25 protein-coding genes are annotated in these 25,711 nt (G+C 52.4%); 12 read left to right on the top strand and 13 right to left on the bottom strand.

Going from position 1 to position 25,711, the window contains the following annotated elements; translation table 11 throughout:
* Positions 1 to 27 precede the first annotated feature (27 nt).
* Both Kalk_RS18295 and xthA read right to left on the bottom strand, forming a co-directional pair.
* Complete coding sequence (locus Kalk_RS18295) at positions 28 to 2,499, bottom strand: DNA polymerase II (protein WP_233716707.1); 2,472 nt, start codon at positions 2,497 to 2,499, stop codon at positions 28 to 30.
* 5 nt (positions 2,500 to 2,504) lie between these two features.
* Positions 2,505 to 3,314: an exodeoxyribonuclease III gene (gene xthA, locus Kalk_RS18290; protein WP_101895623.1), complete on the bottom strand. Its 810-nt coding sequence runs from the start codon at positions 3,312 to 3,314 to the stop codon at positions 2,505 to 2,507.
* A gap of 174 nt (positions 3,315 to 3,488) precedes the next feature.
* On the opposite strand from xthA, the gene Kalk_RS18285 reads away from it, so the two are divergent.
* The gene (locus Kalk_RS18285) at positions 3,489 to 4,139 is read left to right on the top strand and encodes a Crp/Fnr family transcriptional regulator (RefSeq protein WP_101895622.1); all 651 of its coding nucleotides are present in this window, start codon (positions 3,489 to 3,491) and stop codon (positions 4,137 to 4,139) included.
* A gap of 269 nt (positions 4,140 to 4,408) precedes the next feature.
* Positions 4,409 to 5,113: a hypothetical protein gene (locus Kalk_RS18280; RefSeq protein ID WP_101895621.1), complete on the top strand. Its 705-nt coding sequence runs from the start codon at positions 4,409 to 4,411 to the stop codon at positions 5,111 to 5,113.
* Here the strand turns inward: Kalk_RS18280 and Kalk_RS18275 are convergent.
* Positions 5,110 to 5,736 carry a type 1 glutamine amidotransferase family protein gene (locus Kalk_RS18275; protein ID WP_101895620.1) on the bottom strand — a complete coding sequence of 209 codons (627 nt, stop codon included), beginning with the start codon at positions 5,734 to 5,736 and terminating at the stop codon, positions 5,110 to 5,112. The two genes, Kalk_RS18280 and Kalk_RS18275, sit on opposite strands and share 4 nt — an antisense overlap.
* A gap of 2 nt (positions 5,737 to 5,738) precedes the next feature.
* On the bottom strand, positions 5,739 to 6,614 hold the full coding sequence (locus tag Kalk_RS18270; RefSeq protein ID WP_101895619.1) for a metallophosphoesterase: 876 nt from the start codon (positions 6,612 to 6,614) through the stop codon (positions 5,739 to 5,741).
* Positions 6,615 to 6,765: 151 nt separating this feature from the next.
* On the opposite strand from Kalk_RS18270, the gene Kalk_RS18265 reads away from it, so the two are divergent.
* Positions 6,766 to 9,714 (top strand): insulinase family protein, encoded by a 2,949-nt coding sequence (locus Kalk_RS18265; protein WP_101895618.1) that lies wholly within the window; start codon positions 6,766 to 6,768, stop codon positions 9,712 to 9,714.
* A gap of 138 nt (positions 9,715 to 9,852) precedes the next feature.
* On the opposite strand, the gene Kalk_RS18260 is transcribed toward Kalk_RS18265, so the two are convergent.
* The 5 genes from Kalk_RS18260 to Kalk_RS18240 all read right to left on the bottom strand — a co-directional run bounded on the left by Kalk_RS18260 (position 9,853) and on the right by Kalk_RS18240 (position 15,096).
* Entirely contained in the window at positions 9,853 to 10,395 is a 543-nt protein-coding gene (locus Kalk_RS18260) for a 3'-5' exonuclease (protein WP_199767959.1), read from the bottom strand.
* Between the two features lie 412 nt (positions 10,396 to 10,807).
* A complete protein-coding gene (locus Kalk_RS18255; protein ID WP_101895617.1) occupies positions 10,808 to 11,698 on the bottom strand; it encodes an ATP-binding protein in 891 nt (296 codons plus the stop codon).
* A gap of 4 nt (positions 11,699 to 11,702) precedes the next feature.
* Positions 11,703 to 13,373 carry a TIGR03545 family protein gene (locus Kalk_RS18250; RefSeq protein ID WP_101895616.1) on the bottom strand — a complete coding sequence of 557 codons (1,671 nt, stop codon included), beginning with the start codon at positions 13,371 to 13,373 and terminating at the stop codon, positions 11,703 to 11,705.
* A 92-nt stretch (positions 13,374 to 13,465) separates the two neighbouring features.
* Positions 13,466 to 13,978: a hypothetical protein gene (locus Kalk_RS18245; protein ID WP_101895615.1), complete on the bottom strand. Its 513-nt coding sequence runs from the start codon at positions 13,976 to 13,978 to the stop codon at positions 13,466 to 13,468.
* A 104-nt stretch (positions 13,979 to 14,082) separates the two neighbouring features.
* Positions 14,083 to 15,096 carry an alpha/beta hydrolase gene (locus tag Kalk_RS18240; protein ID WP_101895614.1) on the bottom strand — a complete coding sequence of 338 codons (1,014 nt, stop codon included), beginning with the start codon at positions 15,094 to 15,096 and terminating at the stop codon, positions 14,083 to 14,085.
* A gap of 182 nt (positions 15,097 to 15,278) precedes the next feature.
* On the opposite strand from Kalk_RS18240, the gene Kalk_RS18235 reads away from it, so the two are divergent.
* On the top strand, positions 15,279 to 16,019 hold the full coding sequence (locus tag Kalk_RS18235) for a lipoprotein intramolecular transacylase Lit (protein WP_101895613.1): 741 nt from the start codon (positions 15,279 to 15,281) through the stop codon (positions 16,017 to 16,019).
* Between the two features lie 8 nt (positions 16,020 to 16,027).
* Here Kalk_RS18235 and Kalk_RS18230 read toward each other — a convergent pair whose 3' ends face one another.
* On the bottom strand, positions 16,028 to 16,840 hold the full coding sequence (locus Kalk_RS18230; RefSeq protein WP_101895612.1) for a ParA family protein: 813 nt from the start codon (positions 16,838 to 16,840) through the stop codon (positions 16,028 to 16,030).
* A 101-nt stretch (positions 16,841 to 16,941) separates the two neighbouring features.
* On the bottom strand, positions 16,942 to 17,352 hold the full coding sequence (locus Kalk_RS18225; protein WP_101895611.1) for a YkvA family protein: 411 nt from the start codon (positions 17,350 to 17,352) through the stop codon (positions 16,942 to 16,944).
* Positions 17,353 to 17,582: 230 nt separating this feature from the next.
* On the opposite strand from Kalk_RS18225, the gene Kalk_RS18220 reads away from it, so the two are divergent.
* The gene (locus Kalk_RS18220) at positions 17,583 to 17,951 is read left to right on the top strand and encodes a phasin family protein (protein WP_101895610.1); all 369 of its coding nucleotides are present in this window, start codon (positions 17,583 to 17,585) and stop codon (positions 17,949 to 17,951) included.
* A gap of 4 nt (positions 17,952 to 17,955) precedes the next feature.
* Positions 17,956 to 18,312 (top strand): hypothetical protein, encoded by a 357-nt coding sequence (locus Kalk_RS18215; RefSeq protein ID WP_101895609.1) that lies wholly within the window; start codon positions 17,956 to 17,958, stop codon positions 18,310 to 18,312.
* Here the strand turns inward: Kalk_RS18215 and Kalk_RS18210 are convergent, their stop codons facing one another.
* Positions 18,313 to 19,056, bottom strand: coding sequence for a DUF1418 family protein (locus Kalk_RS18210; RefSeq protein ID WP_158643571.1), 744 nt, complete (start codon positions 19,054 to 19,056; stop codon positions 18,313 to 18,315).
* Positions 19,057 to 19,379: 323 nt separating this feature from the next.
* Between Kalk_RS18210 and Kalk_RS18205 the strand changes: the two genes are divergently transcribed.
* From Kalk_RS18205 to Kalk_RS18190, 4 genes are all read left to right on the top strand, one after another.
* The gene (locus Kalk_RS18205; protein WP_101895607.1) at positions 19,380 to 20,615 is read left to right on the top strand and encodes a DUF445 domain-containing protein; all 1,236 of its coding nucleotides are present in this window, start codon (positions 19,380 to 19,382) and stop codon (positions 20,613 to 20,615) included.
* Between the two features lie 285 nt (positions 20,616 to 20,900).
* Complete coding sequence (locus tag Kalk_RS18200) at positions 20,901 to 22,121, top strand: hypothetical protein (protein WP_101895606.1); 1,221 nt, start codon at positions 20,901 to 20,903, stop codon at positions 22,119 to 22,121.
* A gap of 74 nt (positions 22,122 to 22,195) precedes the next feature.
* A complete protein-coding gene (efpL, locus tag Kalk_RS18195; protein ID WP_101895605.1) occupies positions 22,196 to 22,762 on the top strand; it encodes an elongation factor P-like protein EfpL in 567 nt (188 codons plus the stop codon).
* Entirely contained in the window at positions 22,755 to 23,039 is a 285-nt protein-coding gene (locus Kalk_RS18190) for a CDGSH iron-sulfur domain-containing protein (RefSeq protein ID WP_101895604.1), read from the top strand. The genes efpL and Kalk_RS18190 overlap by 8 nt, the downstream gene beginning before the upstream one ends.
* Here Kalk_RS18190 and Kalk_RS18185 read toward each other — a convergent pair.
* Positions 23,036 to 24,190, bottom strand: a complete 1,155-nt coding sequence (locus Kalk_RS18185) for a serine hydrolase domain-containing protein (protein ID WP_158643570.1) — start codon at positions 24,188 to 24,190, stop codon at positions 23,036 to 23,038. The two genes, Kalk_RS18190 and Kalk_RS18185, sit on opposite strands and share 4 nt — an antisense overlap.
* Positions 24,191 to 24,263: 73 nt before the next feature.
* On the opposite strand from Kalk_RS18185, the gene Kalk_RS18180 reads away from it, so the two are divergent.
* Both Kalk_RS18180 and Kalk_RS18175 read left to right on the top strand, forming a co-directional pair.
* Positions 24,264 to 24,635, top strand: a complete 372-nt coding sequence (locus Kalk_RS18180) for a DUF4112 domain-containing protein (protein WP_101895602.1) — start codon at positions 24,264 to 24,266, stop codon at positions 24,633 to 24,635.
* Between the two features lie 93 nt (positions 24,636 to 24,728).
* The gene (locus tag Kalk_RS18175; protein ID WP_101895601.1) at positions 24,729 to 25,601 is read left to right on the top strand and encodes a response regulator; all 873 of its coding nucleotides are present in this window, start codon (positions 24,729 to 24,731) and stop codon (positions 25,599 to 25,601) included.
* Positions 25,602 to 25,711: the final 110 nt, after the last annotated feature.

Genomic DNA, 25,711 nt, shown 5'->3' with positions numbered 1-25,711 from the left:
AAAGTATAGGCAGCCTATGGAGAATTTCTAAAACAATGTCATTTGCGAGCGCAAAATAGATTCCAGTGAACGGCCTTCACACTGGAGGATGCCGTCCACCGCAGGTGCCAGCTGCCTGGTCAAGTAATGATCATAATCAAGGGCAGATGGGTGATGCTCCATAGGTTCAGGCCCATTCACGGTCATCACATAGCTCACCCAGCCCCCTCTTTCATAGCGTGGGGCGCGCCCCTGCTGCTGCAGCCAGACATCGGCTTTCTTGGCGGCTTGGGCGTGAGGTGGAACATTCTTCTGATAGTCCACCAGGCGTCGCCTAATACGTTTACGGTAAACCAATTCCTCATCCAGCTTGCCTGCCAGCAGGTCTTGCACCACCTGCTCCAAATACAGATCTGGACTTTCATCGTGAAACATCATCCAAAACACATCGTATTGCAGCCTGCGAGCCAGCGGCGTCCAGTCCGTACGCACATTCTCCAGCCCTTTGAATATCAGCTTGTCCTGTTGCTCGCCTGAATCCCCGTCCAACTGACGCACCATGCCACAATAACGCTTTTTACTGCCCGCTTCAGAGCCTCGCATGGTGGGCATGAAAAACCGCTGGTAGTGGGTTTCAAACTCCAGCTCCAAGAAAGATTCCAGGCCAAATGTGTGATCCAGATAGTGTTGCCACCACTGATTCAGAAACACAGCCAACCGGGTGCCAATCTGCTCTGCCTCCTCATCGTTTTCGGCGGATTCCAGCCACACAAACACCGAATCCGTATCACCGTAAATCACCCGATGCCCCTGCTGCTCAATAAGCTGTCGGGTCTGCAGCATGATGTCGTGGCCACGCAAGGTAATGGAGCTGGACAGCAGCGGATCAAAAAAACGGCACAACGGTGTTCCCAGCACGCCGTAAAACGAATTCATAATGATCTTGATGGCTTGGGAAAGTGGTGCATTGCGGACTTTCTTAGCCTGATCGCGGGCATCCCACAGCGTTTTAATGATGTCCGGCAGCAGATGCTGCTGCTTGCTGAACACCGCGCCGTTAAAGCCTGGAATCCACGCGCTATTCGCACTGCCAGCAGCATTATCAGGACGCTGATACACATAAGGAACCACTGCCTGCAAATCACTCTCATAGCGCCCCTTCAGTAACGACAAGGGATCGATGCAAAAGGTACGGATAATACTGGGGTACAGGCTTTTGAAATCCAGAACCAACACGTGGCGGTACAGGCCAGGATCGGACTGCATCACATAGCCGCCGGGGGCCGTAATATCGCTTTGTAACTCGCCGATATTCGGGGCCACGTAGCCTTCTCGATGCAGGCGCGGCAAAAACAGATTTTCGAACGCCGCCACAGAACCGCCCACTTTATCCATCGGCAAACCAGTCAGGCGAGAGCGCTCCAGCGCAAAGTTCAACAGGTCGGCTTTGGCGAAAATATCCGACACCAGACAGCAATCTTCCAGGTTGTAGCGGGCCAGAGCCGGTTTGTCGTTGTGAAACAACTCTGTGATTTCATCACCCCGGTTATCCACATCGTGAACCAACTTACCCCGCTCCAACAGCTGGCGGGATACATATTCGAGCGAAAAAGACTCAAAATTCCAGGTGGCGGCTTTCAGGGTATCAATGCCATCCAGCACCACCCGCCCAGGCACCAGTACAAAATAGTGCTGAGTTTCATCCCGCGCCTGACGCCACTCCGGGGCCTCCTGCATACGCCCCAGACTGAACTGCAGCCGCAACAAATCGCAGCGTTTCTGCAAGAACCGCAAATCAAAGTTCACCACATTCCAACCCAGAATCACATCCGGGTCATCCTGCTGAAACCAACGCAGAAACGCTTGCAACAGGGCCTTTTCGTGATCAAACCACAACACATCGGTATCAGTGCAGGGCTGCGCCTGACCCACCATAAACACCCGCTTTACTTCCTGGCCCCTGCCGCCAAAGCAGTGTGCTGCGATGGAATACAGCTGCGAACCGTCCATGGCCGTTTCGATGTCCACAGAGGCACAGCGCAACGCAACTGGATTGCGCTCACCGCGACGTAATGGGGGGTTGGTAAGCGCCGTGACTTGGCCACTCGATGCCAGGTGAATCTCAATATCACCCGTAATAAAACGTTCACTGAGAAAACGGTCCACGGTGCGGATATCCGCCTCCCACAAAGGAATGCCGTGGGCGTCGAACAGGTCTCGGCATTGCGCCAAGGTACGCTGGCCAGAGCAATACAAACCATGCACCGGCTCATTAAAAAAAGATTTCAACGCCAGTGGCCGCAGCCGCCAGCCTTTACCTGCTTTTGAGCCGCGCAGTAAGTCGTTTACTCGCTGTACCTGCCCGGCGGGGAAAAAACTGACCGTTTCCTGCCCTGTAACAGTAACCTGCACCGGCCCTTGATCAGAATACACCCAATATATAAGCCGCAGACCATCTGCCTGCTCCCGCCACTGCCGGGTCAGCACAAACCCCGACAGCACGCTGTTTGCAGTCGTCACCGGGATCAGCCGAACTCCGCCCACACCGGACAATGATCGCTGGGCTTCTCCAGCCCTCGAATCTCATAGTCAATTCCGGTTTCCCGCAAACGTTTCAACAGCGGGTTGGTGGCCAGGATCAGATCTATACGCAAGCCTCGCTTCGGCTCTCGTTCAAAGCCTTTACTGCGATAATCAAACCACGAGAACAGATCGTCCACTTCCGGCTTCTGCACTCGAAAGGTATCACTAAGCCCCCAGTCCATCACCCGCTGCAACCACTCCCGCTCCTCGGGCAGAAAACAACATTTACCCGTGCGCAACCAGCGTTTGGCATTGTCAGGGCCAATACCGATGTCTTCGTCCACCGGTGCCACATTCATATCCCCCATCACAATCAGATTCTGTTCAGGGGAATAATCCGTTTGCAATTGCTGCAGCAAACCAGCGTAAAAACGCTGCTTATTTGGATACTTTTCAGGATGATCCCGGCTTTCACCTTGCGGAAAATAACCGTTAAGCACCGTTACAGGCTCACCATCAAATTCATACTCGGCCAATATCAAACGCTTTTGGGCGCTGTCGTCATCGCCATCAAAGCCTTTCTTTACCCAGTTGGGTTTCTGCCGCGATAACAACGCCACGCCGTAATGCCCTTTCTGACCAAACCACTCGCCATGCAACCCCATGGCCTCCAGATCTCCATGAGGAAACAGAGCATCTTCCACCTTGGTTTCCTGAATGCCGATCACATCGGGGTTATGTTTTTTAACCAGCGCTTCAATCTGGTGCAAACGGGCGCGAATACCATTGGTATTGAACGAAACAAACTTCATTTTTTCCTCACAAGCGGAATCTTAATCACAGCAACAGTTTACCAGTAACCAAGCAGCCTTTCTTTAACCATACGAAGGCACTACAATGTCCAACGTCACCTGAGCGACATAAATGCTCGACGAGTCACTGATGAAGAAAAAACTGATTAAAAAATCACCTACAGGGTGCTCTGAATGACTGATCTTAGCCACATCTCTATTTTTGAAGGCCTACCTGACGCGGAATTATCCGCTCTCCAGGATCTCTGTATTACTCGCACATATCCAAAGAACACTGTCATTATTAACGAAGGTGATCAGGCCAACGCCATGTTCATCTGCACCAGCGGCAAAGTAAAAGTTTACGTCAGCGATGAAAACGGACGTGAATTCGTGCTCAACTCCATGGGGCCTGGGGAATACTTCGGGGAGCTGTCATTACTGGATGATGAGACCCGATCTGCCTCCGTCATCACCACCGACAAATCCACCTTCTCTATTTTATACAAAGAAGATTTCAGCAAGGTCGTAATAAACCACCCTGATATTGCTCTGGTACTGCTGCGCAACCTGGCTGCCCGCATCCGTAAACTGACCGAGAACGTAAAAACTCTGGCGCTACAGGATGTTTATGGTCGAATTCGCAAAACCCTGATGGATCTATCCATTGATAAAGATGGCGAAACCGTCATTGAGGAAAAACTGACCCAGCAGGACATCGCCAACCGCATTGGTTCATCGCGAGAGATGGTAGCTCGAATCCTTAAGGATCTGGCAACTGGTGGCTACATCGAAATCGAGCGCAAGCAGTTCCGCCTGCTGAAGAAACTGCCTGAAAGCTATTAATTCAGTCATTTCGTGACGCTTATCAAACAAGGCTGACCCAAGCACCGGGCCAGCCTTTTTTGATGCGAAACCTCACGCAGGTTAACGCAGAATAAATTCAACAAATCAGCCAATGAGTGTGTTCATTTTTGAGCCTGAATGTAAATTTATGTTATTGTATCCACGTTGTTTTGGGGAACAACATCGGCAGTTACTGTAATACGCTGCCAAAGGCCAACAATAATCAGAAATCAATCAGAGCTACAGGGACGCGTTGGGGAATTTGAGTTATGTTTTCGGCGACTAAAGGATTTCGCTTTACCGGTGCAGCAGGTTTGATTGTCATCTTGTTGGCCATTTTGTTGAGTTTTTTCTACCCGGCTGGAGCGGGAAACATCCCACAAGAGTTCAGTGCCTCCATCATAGCGCTGGAGTTTTCCTCCTCATTTTCTGACGCCAGCCTTTTGTTTGACGATAACACCGCCCTCATCCAGCGCTTCCACACCGGACACCAACTGGATATGTTGTTTTTGGTGGCCTACAGTGCGTTTCTGGCCTTCGCCAACCTGAGCGGCTGGTATGCCCAGCGCCGCACCCTGAGCCTGATCGGCATTATCGCCGCCGGTATCGCAGCCAGTGCTGATTGCGCCGAAAACCTGCAACTGATGCAAATTACCGATGCCCTGCTGGGTAGCGCAAGCGCGCCTGATTTTTGGCTGATGCGCCTGTACGTAAGTACTAAGTTTTTAATGATCAGTATATCCATGCTTTGCCTGATCCCGCTGCTGTGGAATCAGGGTTTTCTCGGCAAAACATTCTGTGCCGCCACCTTATTGTTGGCACCGGCAACACTGATGACGCTGTCAGGCTACTTCCTATTCAGTTCTGCCATGACGTTAATGACCATAGTGGCATGGTTGTGTTTGTTGCTGTGGGTGTTGAAAGTCAGGAATGGGTTACCGGGATCGCTGGATGAGGCGCAGGATTCACATTAATCCATCGTAGTTAGATGTTCCCGCTGCCCATCCTCCCGCAGTAGAAAACACTGAGTGCCTACACTCTCCATTGCTGGCTCCACCCAAACACCCCCGCCCATCGGTATCCCCAGCGCGGGCTTATTGAGCAACGAAGGCCAGCCTTGATGCTCCTCATGCACCGCTACATCCATTGGCAACCAGTTAAGATAATGCCTCGCCCCTGATGCTGGCTGCTCCGGATCGATCCCTCGGGCCATATGAATCGCCCCGGCAGACACACCGATAATCAAACCACCCGGTAGCGATCGACAACGCTGCAACCACTCCACCACCGCAGGCGTGCCTATAAAGTCCCAGCCCTGGGAAACACTGCCACCGGCCAGCACCACCAAAGGGCTGGGCTCAAGCGGCAACTGCTTTTCATGGCAGATAAAGCGCGTGTTGCACTTGCGCCCGAGCAGGGTATCAATCGCCTGACAAGCAAAATCGTAAAAAGAAGGATCGTTGCCATTGGCCGCGCCGATGTAGGCTGCCTCAACCGGTGCATCAAAACGATTGCGAATACGACTGTGCAGCGCAGGTGCGCTGGCGGCCCGAAACAACAGCTGGCTATCGGCCAGCAATAAGAGCGCGTTAGACATGGTTACAACGTGAATCCTGTGTCATCTCGCCACACACATTTAGGATGAATCGCTTCTGCAGCCACGTGGCCCCGCTGCCGTTCCTTAGGGTACCCCATGCAATGTGACAAATAGGTGACGCCTTCAAGACAACGCTGACGATTACGATGCTGGTGGCCATAAACGTGCAAGGTACTGCCCAAACGACGCAATTGGGCCTCGATGCGCGCAGAGCCCGCCACCCGACTGAAATTAAACTCGGGCAAAGGATCAAACTTACGTGCCAACTCCAACGCTGCCGCCAGATCCTTATGAAAAATCAGATCCTGTCGCGGCAGAAAATGGCTAAAGCTGATAATGGGATGATCAAACTCCTGTCGAAGGTGGCGCTCGTTTTCATCTGCAAACAGCTGCGCCAGAGGCTGATCCAGATCGTCTGGCCACCGAGCGTGGATAAAATCACCCCACATCTCATCCGTACGGTCTTCGGCGTAATCCTTTTCAACATAAAGGGAATGCTCAGGCTGATCCTTATCGTCATACCAGGACAGCAACGGCACCAGCCATACTTTCTGAAAGTCGCCCATCAATACCGGCTCGGTCTTTACCCCGGTACGCTGGCATAAATCCTTAATAGCGTAGAATTTCTCCAAAGAATCCTCATGCCCGGAGCGACGCACCCATAGTTCATGATTGCCGGGCACAAACAGCACATGTCGGAAGTTCTCCGCCAGCACACTGAACAGCTCCTGCAGGCGATCCAGGCGATCGGTCGCATCCCCCGCCACAATAAGCGCATCTGACAGGTGGCCCCGTTCCGCAAACTCCACCAAGCGGTCGAAATTCTCCTGATAATCAATATGAACGTCGGAAATCACCCAAACTCGGGAAGGAATCATGATACTACGGGCCCTGCAGGTTGTTTTGCGATGGGTTTCAGCGTGCTTTTTATCGAATTAGCCACAGGTTAACGACTTTGACACCGTTTGCAATCAAGGCACGCCGTGAAATACTATGATTTGATGAAAGCCAAGCCAATTAAGAGGCACCATGAGCAGTTACCAAGATCTTGCCAGACAACAGCAATGCCACAGCAGCTTCGAGTGGTTACGCAGCGAAGCCATTGAATCCCTTAATGTAGTGGTATCCGAATACCGCCACAAAGCCACCGGTGCCATGCACTATCATATCGCCGCCGATAACGATGAGAACGTCTTTATGGTGGCCCTGCGCACCGTTCCCACCGACTCCACCGGTGTGGCGCACATTCTGGAGCACACCGCTCTGTGTGGCAGCGAGAAATACGCCGTACGCGATCCGTTTTTTATGATGATCCGCCGCTCCCTCAACACCTTTATGAACGCCTTTACCGCCAGCGACTGGACCGCCTACCCGTTTGCCAGCAAGAATCGTAAGGATTTTGACAACCTGCTTTCGGTGTATCTGGATGCGGTATTTTTCTCCCGCCTCGATCCGTTGGATTTTGCCCAGGAGGGCCACCGTCTGGACTTCGCAGAACCCGGCAACCCCGAGTCCGAGCTGGTGTATAAAGGCGTGGTATACAACGAAATGAAAGGGGCCATGAGTTCCCCCACCAGCGAACTGTACGAGCAACTGGGCAGCTACCTGTTCCCATCCACCACCTATCACCACAACAGCGGCGGCGACCCGGAAACCATTCCGGATCTGAGCTATGAGCAGCTCAAAGCCTTCTATCAAACCCATTACCACCCCAGCAACGCCGTGATCATGACCTTTGGCGACATGCCCGCCGATGAGCTGCAGCAGGCTTTCGAAGAACGCGCCCTGCACCGCTTTCAAGCGCTGGATCGAACCATCTCCGTTAGTGACGAAAAACGCTACGGAGCCCCTCTGCGCGTAGAAAGCGCCTACCCCACCGATCTGGAAGAGGGTGAAAGCGTTGATAACAAAACCCATATTGTACTGGCCTGGCTACTGGGCCACAGCACCGATCTGGAAAGCCAGCTGAAAGCCGAGCTGATGACCGATGTGTTGCTGGACAACAGCGCCGCGCCTGTGCGTAAACTGCTGGAAACCTGCGGCTTGGGATCCTCCCCTTCCCCCTTATGTGGCTTGGAGGATTCCAACAGAGAAATGGCCTTCATGTGTGGGTTGGAAGGCAGCTCCCCCCAAAATGCAGCCGAGTTGGAAGAAAAAATACTGAGTGTGCTGCAGGATGTAGCCGACCACGGTGTAAGCCAATCACGGCTGGAGGCCGCTCTGCACCAGCTGGAGCTGAGCCAGCGGGAGATCGGCGGCGATCATTACCCCTATGGTTTGCAAATCATGATGGGAGCCATCTCCACCGCCATGCACCGGGGCGACCCCATTGCCCTGCTGAATCTTGATCCCGTGCTGGAAAAAATGCGTGAAGAGATCAAACAGCCGGACTTCATTCAAAAGCTGGTTAAAGAGTGTCTGCTGGACAACCCCCATCGGGTACGCTTGGTGATGAAGCCCGATGCCAACCTGGAGCAGGTCAAGGAAGCCTACACCAAAGCCAAACTGGCCAAGCTTAAAGCCGCCATGAGTGCAGAAGACAAGCAGCAAATAATCGACCTGGCCAACGCACTGGAAGCCCGCCAGCAGCTGGAAGAGGATGAATCCGTGCTGCCCAAAGTAGGGCTGGAAGATGTGCCCGCAGCCATCCCCATGCCTGCCTACAGCGAGCAGACCCTGGCCAGCGGCAAGCACACTCAATATGCCCAGGGCACCAACGGCCTGGTCTATCAACAGGTCATTTACGATCTGCCACCACTGAGCCAACAACAACTGCAGCTGTTACCCATCTACACCCGCTGCGTAGGCGAACTGGGGGCTGGCGATCAGGATTACCTGCGAATACAAGAGCGTCTTAGCGAAGTCACCGGCGGCGTATTCGGCTTCTCTGTGTTACGGGGGGCTATCGACAACGAGCAGGCGGTAAAGGGCGTGCTTGCCTTTTCCGGCAAGGCGTTGAAACGCAATAGCGAACCCCTGTCGGAGCTGATGCATAACATCATTGAGCAGCCCCGCTATGATGAGTTGGAGCACCTGCGGGAGCTGGTGGCCCAGCAACGGGCACAACTGGATCAAAGCATCACCGGACAAGGCCACAGTCTTGCCATGATGGCCGCCAGCAGTGGCATGAACCCCGCCGCTCTGCTGTCCCACCAAGTGGGTGGCTTGGCAGGCATTCGCGCCATTAAGGATCTGGATCATCATCTGAATGAGTCCGATAATCTGCAAAAACTAAGCGATGATCTGGCAGCCCTGTCATCAACCTTGCGCAGCGGCCAGCGCCAGTTTCTGGTGGTCGCAGAACAAGACGCCATCGCCAGCAGCAGTAGTTATCTGGATACATTCTGGAAGAGCAAACCCGCGGGTGGCAGCGCTGATCTGAAGCTGGATGAAGTTCGCCAGCAGGTACAGCAAGCCTGGCTTACCAGCACCCAGGTAAACTTCTGCGCCAAAGCCTATCCAACGGTGCCGTCAGATCACCCTGATTCTGCTGTGTTATCCGTGCTGGGTGGATTCCTGCGCAACGGCTATCTACACCGGGCGATTCGGGAACAAGGTGGTGCCTATGGCGGAGGAGCATCCCAGGAATCCAATATTGCAGCGTTCCGCTTCTACTCCTATCGCGATCCACGCCTGACAGAAACCCTGGCGGATTTCGATCGATCCATCGACTGGTTGCTGAGCAAAGAGCATGGCTATCAACCGCTGGAAGAAGCGATCCTGGGTGTTATCGGGGCCTTGGATAAACCCAGCTCACCGGCAGGCGAAGCCAAGCAAGCCTTCCAAAGCAGGCTGTTCGGGCGAGATGCGCAGTTCCAGCAACGCTTCCGGGAGCGGGTTCTGGCCACCACTGAGGCAGACCTGAAACGGGTGGCCCAAACCTATTTGCAACCCGACCAGGCCAGCACTGCAGTCATCACACACAAGCCCGCGTGGGAGGCTTCAGCATTGCAGGGCTTTGATTTGTTTCATGTGTAAAACCTGATACCAACCAGCACATAAAGGCCGGAGCATCCTACCCTTGGGAATGCTCCGGTGCTTCCGATAACGTGGGGCTTTGCCTGAAACTGGAATCATCTTGTAAGTCGGATTTGGGCAGGAGTATGACAGGGGTGATCAGGGTTTTTTGGTATGGTTGGTAATCTTAATGCAGTTGGCGTCACTCAACTTAATTGAAGGGTTCTTAATATGAACAAAGGTTTGCTGAATCACCAGCGCATCAGTCCCAGCACGATGAGGCACCATCCCCGTGAGTCGCAACACCTCATCACGCTGTTCACCCCAATGATCCAGCTCCGACTCCGTCAGCAAGCCATAAATAGAGTCCAGCTTGAAGCCCTGCAATACATGAGCCTCATAAAACATTAACGCCAGCCAGGTACGATCAACACCCCAACCATCACTGTAAACGGTCTTGCCTTCCAGCAATTCGTTCAGCTCATCGGCCACCAAACGAGGGCACTGCCCTTCCGCCAGCAACTGATCCCGCGAAATACCATGAACGCTTTCGGCGGATTCCTGCCAATGCGTCCAATCTTCCATGGGCTTGATCAGCCAAACATGCAAGGCACCGTCAGGCATAGCCACACCGATTTCAATAGGGTAACTGCCAGATCCAAACCCGGAGGCCTCAATATCTAAAATAATGGGTGTTTCCACAAACCTTCTTGCCTTCGATATCCCGCTCTATCTAATGGGCGGTAAAAGCTCTCATCTCGCCGCGAAGATGGAGTAAACATAACATGCGCTTTCGCTCTGAAACCGAACCTTACTGGCTTATAAGACATGCTTATTTTGTAAGCGTAAGAGTATATCGTTTTTTGCACCAAATTGTGTGCAGTGTTATTCACAAAATCTGTGGATAACTTTGGGGATTGATTTGGGTTAAATTGCTACAGAGCCTGTTTTATCACGGGGATGCGCCCACTGCCTGTTTTTTGATCAGCTTTTTACTGATTAGAAAACAGCATGTTAGGTGCCTGACACTATTCATCCACAGATAATGTCAATTTCATGACAACGCATTCTAGAATTATAAATTCTGTTGATTAAATTTCTGATTGTGCCTGCCTTAGCGCGTAAGTAACTGCTGACCGACCCACTGACGGGCAAACTGATACGCGGTACGACCGCTGCGAGTGCCCCGATTGTCTGCCCAGCGTACACACAGAACCTGCAGCTCATCTGTCCACGGGATTTGGATACCATGGGGCTCCGCCAGACGCCGTAACCAATGCTGGGCAATGTCCAGATACATGGGCTGGTTGATCGGATAGAACGACACCCACAACCCAAACCGGTCTGACAGCGATACCTTTTCCTCTACCACCTCGGCATGGTGAATCTCTGTCTCGCTGTTGCTGGCGCCAGCATTATCCGACATGTACTCGGGTATCAGATGACGACGGTTGGAGGTGGCGTATATCACCAGGTTTTCCGGTGACTGGTACATGCCCCCATCCAGTGCACTTTTCAGCGCCTTATAGCCCTCATCCTGAGCCTCAAACGATAAGTCATCGCAGAACAGCAGAAATCGGTACGGCTCCCCGGCAATAGCTCCAACGATGGCCATCAAATCCGCCAGATCGGATTTATCCACCTGAATCACCCGCAGACCCTGCGCGCTGTACTCATTCAGCAGTGCCTGCACCAAAGACGATTTCCCGGTGCCACGGGAACCGGTCAAAAGCACGTTATTGGCCGGCAAACCGCGCACAAATTGCTCGGTATTCTTCACCACTTTTTCTTTTTGGGTATCCACACCGATGACATCTTGCAGTGTAATACGCCCGGTGTTGCCCACTGCCTGTAAATGGCCACTGTAACTTTGCCTCACCCACAGCGCCGCGTGGGTGTTGGTCCAGTCGACCGGTTTGCTGGGCTTTGGCAACAACGGCTCCACCCGTTCCAGAACACGATCCAGCTTCGCCACCAGTTGAGGCAGTAACAATAATGGTTTCACACGATCACCTGAGTTTCTTCAACATGGATTCGAATTCTTTTTGTCGCGCATCGGCTTCACCTGAAAGCCCACCCAAACCGCCCAGCTTGGCCTGCAGAGGTTGCATCTGCTGCTGCAGGGCTTGATCCAGTTGTCCCTGCACTTGTTGCCGCAGGGCATTGGAGCGCTGTTTCAGCTCGGCCGACAGCGCATTTTTCAGAATACCATTCAGGTTAGTAGACACCTTCAGATCAGGGTTCTGCAACGGGCCCTTAGCCGTTCCCGCCAGCGTGAGTTTTTGCAAAGATGACAGGCTCGCGGCCAGCGTTTTTTGCCAATCGGCCTGGCCTGAATTTTGGTCGCCCCCCTGATTCAGGGCCATATCCAGATCAGAAAACACCCCATCCAACTTCAAATCCAGCTGACTGAATGATTGAATGCTGGCGCTGGCTTCCAGATTTAAACGTGCTTTGTTCACCAACAGTCCCAAGCTATCTGATTGCGACAGAGCAACCTGTTGCAAGCGGCTGTCTCTTACCGACAGTGAAAGGCTATCCTGTTCAGACCCACCCTTCTGGTGTGCCAGTAACCCCTGCAGTTTGATGGTTCCAAGCGCATCCCCCACCGCATTGACATCAATACTGACAGGTTGTGACCACAGGGCTGGCGCGTCGGATAGATTTTTGATGTCTCCGTTAATGATGCCGCTGCGCCCTGCATGCTCAAACGGGCCGGATAGGCGGATCAGCTTAACCAGAAAATCAGGCGAGGTCTGAATCTCGGCAACGCTCTGCTGGGAGGCATCAACCGAGTCGGAACTACCTCCCAGCAGCAGTTCATAGTACCCCTTACCGGTTTGCAGCCACTGCTGCACCTTGCCACTCAATAATTGATTACCCAGATTGGCGATAACGGAATCGGACAAGCCCAGTTCGTTGATGATCTGGTCAATGGATTTTCCCGACAACCCTGCCAGGTTTTTATAGTCTTGCTGCAGTTGGGCGTACTCCTGCTTTAACTGCTTTTCACCGGCTTTCAGTTTGTCGATGTCCTGCTGCAGGGCTTTGGAGATTTTATTGGCCTGACTGAGTTTTTCCAGAGCGTTTGCTTTTTTGGCCCGTTGCCAGTCGGCCTCATACTGAGCCAGCTTGTCTTCGCTGGGCAATTGTTGCAGCACCGATTCCCAACGAGCCTGACGCGCATCGATTTCGGTGTTGAACGCATCTATTTTACTCTGATAAAGCGCTTTTTCTTTCTCCACCAGCGCAGAAGGGTCAGGCAGCCCCAGATCCGGCATGGTAAATGATGAATCCTGTTGTGGTGGCTCTACTCGATTCGGCAAGGCCCCGGAATGTTCGCGTGCGGTATCCAGTGCAATCCCCTCCACCAGTACCTCTTCCAGATAGATCTTGCCGCCGATGGCTTCCATCAGGTTCAGCTCAGTGGCGATCGCATGAAATTCAACCGCATTGGTCATGGGTTCGCTGGGGTTTGTAATGGCAAGGTCGTTCAGACGAATACTGGTCGGGAACCAGGAGAACGATACAGAATCCACTTCCACTTTCGCCCCTACCGCTTCAGACCCCAGGTTTTCGATTGCCCATTTTATAAGCGGCGAAGGCAACACCCACAACGCAACACCCGCTGCGAAGATAATAACCAGCAAAAAGAGAAAGAGGCGCTTGATTGTTTTCATGAAATCCCTGCCGCAACAATAAATGTGGCGCTATGGTAGCAGGCAGGGATTTAGTTGACGATGGGGCCACACACAAACAATGTCGATAACCGCTATAGCTGCGCCATCTGCTCGGAACGTATTCCACACAGGGGCACAATGGCATTCATAACCGATTCCATACCCTGCACATACTCAACACTGATAATAGCGCCATCTTTTACCCGTACAACCGAAATGAAATTCTCTTGAACAGGCAGCGCATCGGTCGCCTCGCCATCGTAATCCAGCCAAATCGGGAATCCATACCCACGCATTTTAGGCAGCGCAATCAAGCGGGTAATCAAGGATGGCATGCCACTGACATTAGCCACAAACACCAGCTTGCCCTGCTCATAACAAGCAGGCTCAACACGCCCTATGGCATCCCGCACATCACGGCTGGTATCCATGTCGTCAGCGTACAACAGAATTTCCATGTTATCTTCATGCACAAATGGATTGGCGTATTGATCCTGCAACAAAGCAAAATCCAGCGTGTTACCAATTTTTAATGGCTCCGGTGCTGGCTCACTGGCGCAAGCAGTCAACATGGTAAAAAACAATATAACAGCAGATAGACGCATTAATGATCTTCCCTTTACACAGTAGTATGCCTGCATAGTAAGAAGGGATGTGGTCAGCATGCAACCACTGCTTCAGCAAAGGTTGATCTGGCTCAGAATAAAAATCAGAGCGCCTGCTCCGTCAGCAGGGGTTTAACCGGGCGCCCATTACTCCAAACGCCCAAATCAAATGGAATAGCAACCCGCCAACCTGCCACCACCGCGTCCAACCCGGCAAAGTAATAACGCCAGTCCAGGCCATCCAGCTCACCGGAAACCGAAAAAATTCTGAAATGAGCAGGTAACCCTTGAATCTTGTCCAACGGCGCGCCGTGGTTGGGCGATATGGACGGGTAGCCGTAACGATCGCGCTGGGCGATGTACAACTCACGACTGGGGGCAGATGCCAGAGCAGCAAGAATCTCCCGGCTTTGCTCCAGAGGCGCGATGGTGTCGACATCACCGTTCAGTATCACCACCGGAAACGCAATATCAGGGGCATATTCACGCCAGGGGATCTCAATGATTTCCAAAAATGCGCGTACAAAGGCAGGAATGCCTTCCTGTGCATTCACCTGTGGATGGCTTAGCACCCCTGCCGCTATGGGAACCCCACCCTCTGCCTGCCACGCCAGCGCGATCAAGCCGCCTAAAGAATGACCGTATAAATAGATCTCATCCGCTTGCACCTGAGCACCCAGCTCATCCAAAGCCTGATCCACAGTCACCACGGCCCGCTGCGCCCAGACCGATTGATCCGCTGGCGCAAACAGCCCGGCTTCCGATAAAAACCCGCTGAAGGTTGCCTTTTGATACTGGGGGAAAATAACGATATTGCCTTGCTTAACCAGGTGTTCAATATGGGTCTGGTATAGCTTGGGAATAAATGCGGCAAAGCCATGCAAGAACACCACAACAGGCGCCTTAGCGCCGTATTTCAACCGATCAGGAACGTAATACCAGACCTGATCACCTTCACTGGCGCTGCCAAACTGATACTCCTGAAAAGTATCGGTCAGGTAATTCTCCCGCGAGCCAAAACCGCGCTCCGGTTCACCTGGAGGCTTGTGCCAAAACGCTGCCTGCACTGATGACACCATCAGCAAACAGGCTAACCCCATTGCTCCCAACCTGCCCATGCCCCACGCCCTCTCACTTTATTGTTATTATCGAACAGTATTCACACAACCAGCCCCATCCTAACCAAAGCTGACCCACCGGTCTACCCTGCACGCATTCGCCCTTCCTATACGTAACCGGTTTCACTCAGGCATACCATGCAGTATCCTGTGCCGCACAATAACAACCTAATTCCATTTTTATGACTGCAAAAAAATCCACAGGGGTGGGCACGCTGACGGGAGGGCTTTTAGGGCTTCTACTGACACTGAGCTGTCTGATCACTGCGTTCTGGTTCAGCTGGCATGGCCTGGCTCAAATCAACTTCGGTTATTCCCTTGGCTACAAGATGCTGCATATCGATCAACACATACAGCGCTATGGGCCGAGCAACCGCTATCGTGACAACTTTGAACTCACCTCATACGATCAGCATCAGCAACTGTTCTCCGATATTGTAAGTGCCATTCAACAAGGTGGGGCAGGCCTGGCGCAGATCACTTACACCACCCCGGATCAGACAACCAGCACCCTGCTCCGGGAGGCAGAGGTGATACATCTGCAGGATGTAGCCAATCTGATTACGTTGTTCAACCAAACCGCTTTGGGTAGCCTGATTTTGTTGCTGATACTGGCAGGTGTTTATCGCTGGCAGAAAAAGCCGCCCCCTACGCTGAAACACATTGCCACTGGCACGCTGATCGCATTGACGGTGATTGGCCTAGGGCTGTTAATAGCTGGCCCCACCAGCGCCTTTTACTGGCTTCATACCAAAGTGTTTCCGGATGACCACCAATGGTTTTTCTATTATCAGGAATCACTCATGACCACCCTGATGAAGGCACCGGATCTGTTTGGTTTCATCGCCGCGCTATGGGCTGTGGTGGCATTAAGCCTGTTTGGATTGGGTCAGTGGGCCTTACTGAAACTGCTGAAAGCGTAACCGAAAGGTTACGCTGGCTCTTTATCTGACTTTTCGGCAACCGATACCGCAAACCCCGGATGCAGCAATTCGAACAACGCCACAAACTCATCGGTCAACTTATGCTTGGGAGCCATGTGAATCAGAGGAATACCGGTATCGTGGGATTCACGCATTTTCACGGATGAAGAAATGTACGTATCCAGAATGGGCAGGCCTTCTTCCTTCAACTCATCCACCATGCGCGTAGGCAAGCTGGCGCGCGGCTGGAACTGATTCACCACTATGCCTTCCACTTCTAAATCATCATTGTGATCCTGACGCGTCTCTTCTACGTTCTCGATCAGGTTGTATAACGCCTGACGGGAAAACTCATCACAATCGAAAGGTATCAGGCAACTGTCTGCCGCGATCAGGGCCGACAACGTATAAAAGTTAAACGCTGGAGGGGTATCAATATAAATGGCGTCATATCCATTGAGCTTTGCCAGAGCATCACGCAACTTGAATATTTTATGTTTGGCTTCCAGTTGGGACATGATTTCACCCAGTTCTGGATTGGCGGCAATCACATGCAGGTTGTCGAATTGGGATGGCGTAATGAAATCTTCAAGGTTGCGCTTGTGACGATGACGAAATGACAATGTTTGCGCAAAAAACACACCGATGTCGGTTTCACCGGTTTGGAAATCACGCCCCAGCAAATACTGGGTTGAGTTACATTGGGAATCCAGATCAATCAGCAATGTTTTTAAGCCGCGGTGGGCACTGATAGCAGCAAGATTGGACGCTATGCTGGATTTACCTACACCACCTTTCTGATTGAATACCACTCGGCGCATGTTCCATTCCCCGCAGTTTTTTGTTGATAGTGACTGGTTGGCGATTTCCAAATAGCCATTTCTAAATAGAAAGCCGCGCCCATTTTATAGAACGCTCGGGGTTATGTCTTCTCTATCGGGAACTTTTCCGCAGGCATTTCCACATCACTGCCAAACCAGGCTTGCAAACGCTCCAATGCTTTGGCGCGAATCTCCGGGCTGACGTAGGCACTGACACTGGCCAATGCAGAAGTCAGTACAGCCAGGTCATCCACAAACCCCAGCACAGGCGTTATGTCGGGCACCGCATCCGGCGTGACCACGAAATAACCCAGCGCTGCAAAAACACTGGCCTTAGCCCAAGCAGGTAGATCAGGCGAACGCGCCAGGTAGTACAATTGCAGTGCGCGTGACACCAGATCCAGCCCGGCACGGGAGCAAACTTTCTGCAACAAGGCCAACACCAGTGCCGGGGAATACGCACTGCTGTATTTATCCAGTTCAGGGCTTGCGCCCGATTGACCCACTGCCATGGCGATTCTCCAATTAACAATTGCAGTTGACCTAAGCGGCTTTTGCAAATAGCGTATAAGCCAACTCAAGCCAACATTTTTCGGCTATAGGGCTACTATAACAATAAAATTGCCTAATCACCTTAATGGCCAATTTAGCGCCATTGCGATTCCGGTGTTACCATTAACGATGCCCTACAAGAAACTGATTCACACTGGCAACGTCTTTTCCAGGAGCAAAGGATTATTCCATGAGTAAAACCGACGACATCAAGCGCAATTCCAATAAAATTTGGCTCGCCGGTCTGGGTGCCTATTCCATGATCCAGGAGCAAGGTAGCGAAGCGTTTGAAGAGTTGGTGGGCAAAGGGCAGGTCTTTGAGCGCATCAACCACACCAAGGATATTGAGGTAGCACCCGATTCACGTCTGGATGAGCTGAAGGTGCGCGCCAACCAGACCATGGACCGTATCGAGCGCGCCTTTGATATGCGCGTATCCTCCACCCTCGGCAGGCTGGGCATCAGCCGCAGATCGGATCTGGATCTGCTGAACGAAAAAATTGATCGCCTTGCCGCGGCCCTGGATAAGATCTGCGACGAACTGAATCACGACGACTGACACTATGGCCTATACCTTACTCACCATCATTGCCACCGCCCTCCTCAGCAGCCTGCTGACGCTGGGCATCGCTCATTTCATCTTTCAGAAACGGCTCAAACACCACTACGACGCGGGGGTAAGCGAAGCGATCGAGCGCTTTAAAGCAGAAGTGGGCCCGGAAATCGAAGCCAGAGTAAAACAGGGCGTGCTGGAAGGCTTTAAATCTTTGCCATCAAAGGAAATGCTGCGGGACACCACTCGTACCATCGCAAAAACCGGGCTGGATCTCATGGGTGATAGCTTGAAAATGGCCACCCGCCCTGCCCGTACCCGTGGCACCGGTCGCCGCCCTGGGGGAACACCGCTTGACGATGATTGATCAGCGCCCGCTGATCATCCGAGGGATTAAAATCACCATTGAAATGATCACCAGCACCAGCGTATCCATGGAAATGGACTCGAGCTGGGGCACCTTCAAATAGCCGTTATGTGCCAGGAACGCCACAACCAGCAGACAAAACCCAATCACAGTACTGATACGGTTAGCCCGACGATCGGCCGCCAATTGCTGCTTGATTGCTTCAATTTCACGAATTTGCTGCTGCTGTAACTCTCCCTGGGCGCGCACAGCCATCAGCGTTTCGTTGGCCAACTGAGGCAAATGCTCCAAGCGTACGATCCAGGCGGGATCATTGTTCTTTAAGGCCTCAATCAGCCCCGCAAAGCCTTCAAACTCTGGCAACCAGCCATTCAACACCCGCTTCGCCAGACTCCAGATACTGAACTCCAACGCGATATGCAGCATATCGTTGAGAAACTCCAGATCGCCGCTAACCCGCACGCCCTCCGCCTCCAGCACGCTGTCGGCACTGCTGCCCAAAACGTATTGGGTCAGTAACGAAGTGGGTAAGGTAATGCGAGAATCCACGGTATCTTCGTATTCCAAAAACAACTGCACACCGTCCTCACAGACGGCCACAAACACCATCCAGTCCGGCGCAGTGGTTTTGATTCGCAATACCCGGCCAACGTGATCCTGCAAGCGCTCCTGGGCCTCAGGCTCATGGGACAGCGCCAGATTCACAGCAGCTTCCAGCACCTCCATCACAAGGTAACGAACCATGGATTCTTCGTTTTCTGACGCTATAGCCAAGTTATTTCCCAATCGATTGTTTTATTATTTATCGGCAATTGATCGACTTTACCACCATCCCGAAGCTGTGTGAATTAATCTCAAAAATCTCAAGATTTATTCATTTAGCAAGGTATAATAAGCCGGTTTTTTTGGCCATTATGCCATTTATTTGACTTTCGCATGTGCGTCTATAGTAGGCCAATTGTTGTCAGTTTGTTGTCGGCTTAACAAAATTACAGTATGGGAATTCAGGGACGTCAGGGTCGCTTTGACCTTGCACCTGAGCACACTTTGTTAGGGAACATCACTCGATGCTTGAGTTTTACAACGAGTTTGTAAATCACCCCGATTTTTGGAAATACATCAGCATTCCGTTTGTTGCGGCAATTGTTGGCTGGACTACCAATTGGTTAGCGATTCAGCTCACATTCTATCCGATTAAATTCATCGGCATTCCGCCCTGGCTGGGCTGGCAGGGCATCATCCCCAAAAAAGGGAAGAAAATGGCTGGTATCGTGGTGGAAAACACCCTCGATAAGATCAGCACCATGCAGGAGATCTTCGACGAGTTCGAACCTGAAAAGATTGCCCACCACATCATCAAAGTGGCCGACGCCCGCATCGAAGAACTGACCGATGACATCATGGCCGAGCGCAACGCCGTATTGTGGGAAAACCTGCCCAACGTACTTAAAAACCGCGCCTATAATCGCGCCCGGCGTCAACTGCCCGAGATGATGGATAATCTGATCGAGGATATGCACGCCAATATCGAAGATCTCATTGACCCGAAAGACCTGATCATCAAGAAGCTCTCCGAAGATAAGGACATGCTGAATCGCGTGTTCTGGGAATGCGGCGAAACCGAGTTCAAATTCGTGATCAACTCCGGGGCCTTCTTCGGTTTCCTGTTCGGCGTTGTGCAGATGTTCGTCTGGTGGCATAACAAAGACTGGCTGATTCTGCCTGCCTTTGGCCTTTTGGTTGGGCTGGCCACCAACTGGCTGGCGCTGAACCTGATCTTCCGCCCACTGAATCCCACCAAATTGACGCCATTCGGCCCCACCGTGCAAGGCCTGTTTCTGAGCAGGCAGAACGCAGTATCCGAGGTATTTTGCCGAATCATCACTGCCGAAATTCTCACCATTGGGCATATCATGAATGAGATTTTCCGCGGCCCCAAAGCCGATCGCGCCAAAGCTATGCTGAAAAAGCACATGCGCCCGGTGATCGATGGCGGCATGGTCAAAACCGTGGCCCAGCTCACCGTAGGGCCTGAAGGTTTCGTCGACCTGAAACGCACCATTGAGGAAAAAACCATCGAAATGTCCCTGGCCTCTTTCGATGATCCCATCTTCAGCAAAGAACGCGGCAAGGTTGTGGAGATGATGTTCCGCACCCGCATGCAAGCCATGTCTTCTGAAGAGTTTCAGGAGCTATTACGGCCCGCCTTCCAGGAAGATGAGTGGATTCTGATCACAATGGGGGGTGTTCTGGGTCTGCTGGCTGGATTCGCCCAGCTGTTCTTCATGTTCGCGGGTGTCTAAATACGGTGCATTGTTCTTTTTGACACAAAAAACCTACAATGGAGCCAACGCATTAGCCACGAAATTTGTCCTACAATGCGCTGGCTTTTTAAGTAATATAAGAACCCGGCTTTACCGGGCTATCAGCGCCTGCTGAGCCAAATATAACCATAATTACAGGCATCCGATGCGCCGCGCCATTTCAGCTATAGGTACCTCACCGGTTCCATTGCAGTTGGCTCTCCCGATCCCAAGAGCGCACACATTAGGAGAAGAGTCCATGAGACCTGGAGGTTTTGCGCAAGCATGAGTGCGCTATCCCCGGAAAGCTTGATCAGCTACGTTCCTGTGCTGTTGCCATTACTGATGGCAACCGCTGGCTGGTGCGTTGGCCGACTGGCCCGTCTACTTGCCCTATGGCCTCGATACTTCGTCGGTATCAAGCCAGTTATGGGCTGGCAAGGCTATTTTTACGCCAACAGCTTGCTGTACACCAATCACTGGTCCAAAGAGCTGCTTGAAAAGCTCTCCGGTCTGCAGCAAATCTTCGAGCATATCGGCCCCGAAAAGATCATTACCCACCAACTCAGCAACCTGCGCCCTCAGATTGACGGCATCATTGATGATGTGATGAACGAAAATAACGCCGTGATGTGGGAGAACCTTCCTGTACTGGTTAAAAATCGTTTCTACGTACGGGCACACCGCCTGCTGCCTCGCATCATCGATGACATCATCGAAGAGCTGGGAGACGGCCTGACTCGCATTCTCTCCTATGAGCGCTTACTGAAGCAGGCCGAAAAACAGCAACCCGGCACCCTCAAACGCATCTACGACATCCTCAGCCGGCGCACCTTCGACAGCATCGCCCGTTTCTGCGCGGTTATGGGCTTTACCGTGGGGTGCTTCCAGGTGGTTATCGCCATTTTAGTGCAGGCCAGCAGTATTTATTATTGGGCGGTAAGCGGTGCCATGAGCGTCTTTTTCTTCTTTTGGATATGCCAGCGCTGGATTCGTTACCCCTATAAGCCCATCACACTGGGTCGCTGGAAGATTCGCAGCCCCTACGCAAAGGTTCGTCAGGCGCAAGATGAAGAGCTGGCCAAGCTACTCGCCCATTCCGTACTGTCGGTGCAGAATATTTTCGGTGCTTTGCTGAACGGCAGCCGCTCTCGTCACACTCGCACCATTATTCGCAAGCGCGTATCGATACTGGTGGAAGACATCAACGTGCGCACCTTTGTACAGCTTACGGTTGGCCCCATCGGCTATCTGGAGCTGAAGCGAACCCTCACTGACAAACTGACAGACGCCATTATCGAGCCCCTTGAAGAAGAGCTTTTCAATCAGGAGCGCGCCGCCGTTGTGGAGATCCACCTCAAGCAGCGCCTGGCCAGGATGTCTGATCGCCTGTTCTATGCTCAGTTAAAGCGCATTCTGGAGCCGCTGTCCATCATTGGCGGCATTGGTGGATTCTGGCTGGGAGCACTGGCGGGTATCCTGCAATGGCTACTACTCTATCTCTGATTCTGCATTGAAAAATTCGGGCCTGCGGCGCTCGCCGCAGGCCTTCTCTAACGACCCAGACAGGCGATCTCATCATGCCAAAGGCTTGTGATATTAAAAAAGGAGCGGTTGTCTCCATTAACGACCAACCCTATATCGTCAAACACATCGAAGTGCGCAGCCCGTCTGCCCGCGGTGCCGCCACACTCTACAAAATGCGTTTCAATCACGCCCAGACCCATCAAAAGCACGATGAAACCTTCACCGGTGATGACATGCTCAAGCTGGTGGATTTCAGCCGCCGTGCGGTACAGTTTCTGTATCAAGAGGGTGACAGCTATATCTTCATGGATAAAGAGGATTACAGCCAGCATCCCCTGGACCGAGACATCATCGAAGAGCAAATTCTCTACCTGACCGACAACCTGGAAGGCATTCAGGGGCTAATCGTTGAAGAACACTGTGTCGGAATCGAGCTACCCCAACATGTGGTGCTGGAAATTGTGGACACTGCTCCCAATATGAAAAATGCTTCCGCCACCAACCGTACCAAGCCCGCCACTCTCAGTACCGGGCTGGAAGTACAGGTGCCTGAATACATTGAGTCAGGGGAGCACATCAAAGTCAGCACTGTCACGGGCAAGTACGTGTCCCGTGCCTGAGCAAGACAAACTCAGCCCCAGGGTAGCCAGTGCGCTGCCCTTTCCCACCCCCATCAAAAAAGGGCAGGATTTGTGGTGGTGCAGCTGCGGGCTCAGCGCACGCCAACCCTTTTGCGATGGCAGCCACAAAGATACCGGCTTCTCTCCGGTAAGAGTCAATCCATCAAAAGATCAGATTTACTTCTTTTGCGGCTGTAAACACAGCAGTAAAGGGCCGCTGTGCGATGGCCGCAGCCATCAACAATTTACAGCCCAGCATCCTGCCGACGATATCTAGCGGATACAGCGATAGAGCGCATCAATCAGCTTGCGCGGACGAGGATCAATCAGCACGTACGGACCCAATTGATTCATGGTGTAAGCAAAGCCAAGATCCTGATCGGGATCAGCAAAGGCCAGCGCTCCACCAGCCCCGGGATGGCCGAAGGCATTACTGCCCGGACCGAACTCAGCCTCCACACTGCCGGGTTGCTGCAGCATGAATCCAGGCCCAAATCGAGTATTGGTAAGCAACACGGGATCTTCGCCATTACTTTCCTCAAGATAGCAGCGCGTTAATGCCGCATCCGAGATCACACCCTCTCGCCCGGCCACCTTGCCAAACAGCGTAGCCAGTGCGGAAGCGGTTGCGTGCAGATTGGCTGAAGGTATCTCTGCTCTGCGCCACTCATCAGTATTCGCCCCATTCATAATGGTCATGGGATTGGTCAGCGCCGCCGCCGTGATGCTTGTGGGGTTGCTCATAACATGGTTAAACAAACTCACACGTCCCGCCTCCGGCAGCTGCGCGGCCGCCTGCAAACCGGCAACCCGAGGAAAATCCACGTCAGCAACGCCCAGGTGCATATCCAACCCCAGCGGGCCTGCGATTTCCTCTCGCAGGAAGTTGCCCACGCTGACGCCAACGGCCCGACGGAACACCTCACCCACCAACCAGCCATAACTGATCATATGGTAACCGTGCTGAGTACCTGGCTCCCACCAAGGCTCTTCAGCCGCAAGGGTTTCCACCATCCGCTCCCAATCATAGATCGCCTCACCGGGCAGGGGCGTTTTCATCGCAGGCTGACCCGCCTTATGATTCAACATCCACTTAACCAGAGTTCGCTTCTTACCATTGCAGCCGTATTCAGGCCAATAATCAGCCACCGGCCGGTCCAGATCCAATAACCCCAGATCAACGGCCCGCTGCGCACAGATTGCCGTCACCGCCTTACTCACAGAGAACACATTAACCAACGTATCCTGCTGCCACGGCTCTGCATCACTATTTCTTTGACCCGCCCAAAGATTAGCCACCAACTCACCCTGCCAGTAAACAGCACAGGATGACCCCTGCTCATTAAACTCTTCATGTACACCTGCAAAGGCATCCCGCAGAGCTTCAAAGCGGGGATCACAGCTTCCGTGAACTTCAATCGATGACATAACACTTCCCGTAACCATCAGTAAAATTGGTATGATAAAGCAATCAGCCCATTAAAAACCAAGGTGTTACAACATGCAAAGCCAACCGGGAGGAATCTACTCGCTGGACTCACTGAAAAAGCTCGCCTACCTGCTGGACGACCAGTTCAGAGTACCGTTTACCCGCATCCGATTGGGCTGGGATTTCATACTTGGCCTAATCCCAGTGGCCGGCGACCTGTTGACCGCATGCATGTCGCTTTTCATCTTGGTTGCAGCCCGAAAATATAATATAAGTGGAAGCGTGATGTGGAAAATGCTGGGCAACATCATTGTGGATTTTCTGATCGGCCTGATCCCTGTAGTGGGTGATTTTTTAGACGCAGGCTACAAAGCCAACGCCATGAACATCAAGCTCCTGCTGGCCGCAATTGAACAGAAAAATCACGATAACTTGCGCAAATAGCATCATGACTCATACTGAAGCAAGTGCAGTAGAACAATAACTAGCAGTAACCGGGCGAAACGCCTCTATAACAAAAACAATGGCACTCAGGTTATGACAGCACTGCAAACCCTCGTGGTGGATGATTCCCCCTCCGCCCGCACCGTGTTAAAGCGGCTCCTGGAACGCAAAGGTGCCAAAGTCCATATGATCGAATCTGGTTCCGCTGCACTGAAATATCTGCGCAGTCACCGTCCTGACGTGGTCTTTATGGATCACACCATGCCCGGTATGACGGGGCTGGACGCGGTAAAAGTGATGCGCAAAGACCCGGCCACAGCCTCCATTCCGGTCATCATGTATACCAGCCAAAGCGATCCCGACTACCAACAGCTCGCCATGGATCAAGGGGCTTCAGGCATCATCCCCAAACCCGCCACCTGGACCAAAATTGCCAACGCTCTGGAGAAGATCGTGCCGCCCCCCTATTCCACTGAAGACACAGAGGATCAGCTGGCCCTCAGTATCAATAAGGAGTTGTCATCATTAAGGGATCATCTGTCCTTCAACATGGAGCGACAAATTGAACTGCTCCACGACGAGCTACTCAAGGAGGTTGACGAATCCATCAGACGCAACCACACCCAGCAAGAGAGCCAGCCCGCACCAGCGCTTTCCAACCTGATCCACACCATCACCGACAGTAAACTGCACAAAATGAACCTGGAACTGCGCCAGCATATGACCGCCAAGCTGGACGTGCTGTTACAGGATATGAAGGATGAACAACGGGCATTTCAGCAGGAAATCCAACAGCAGCTAAACCAAAGCCTGCCCCAGCCCGACGCCGTCGGTAAATCAGCCTCCACCGACACACCGCTACAACAGCTTTTGACCCGATTACGCTCAAGCTACTGGAGCAACCTGCCGGTATGGATAGCGTGCGGCATCCTGCTGATAGCGCTTTTTTCCTGGCCCACGGGGTAGCCAACCCTCGCCAGAGACACCTGCAAACCCCAAAATCTTACTCAATAGACATAATTGATTCTCATCGCTGGCAAAGTTTGTCATAGTTTACAATAATTTAGTTGAATGCC

Source organism: Ketobacter alkanivorans, assembly GCF_002863865.1.
GTDB lineage: Bacteria > Pseudomonadota > Gammaproteobacteria > Pseudomonadales > Ketobacteraceae > Ketobacter > Ketobacter alkanivorans.
Note: the sequence above shows the minus strand (reverse complement) of the source record. Positions and strands in the feature narration are given on the sequence as shown.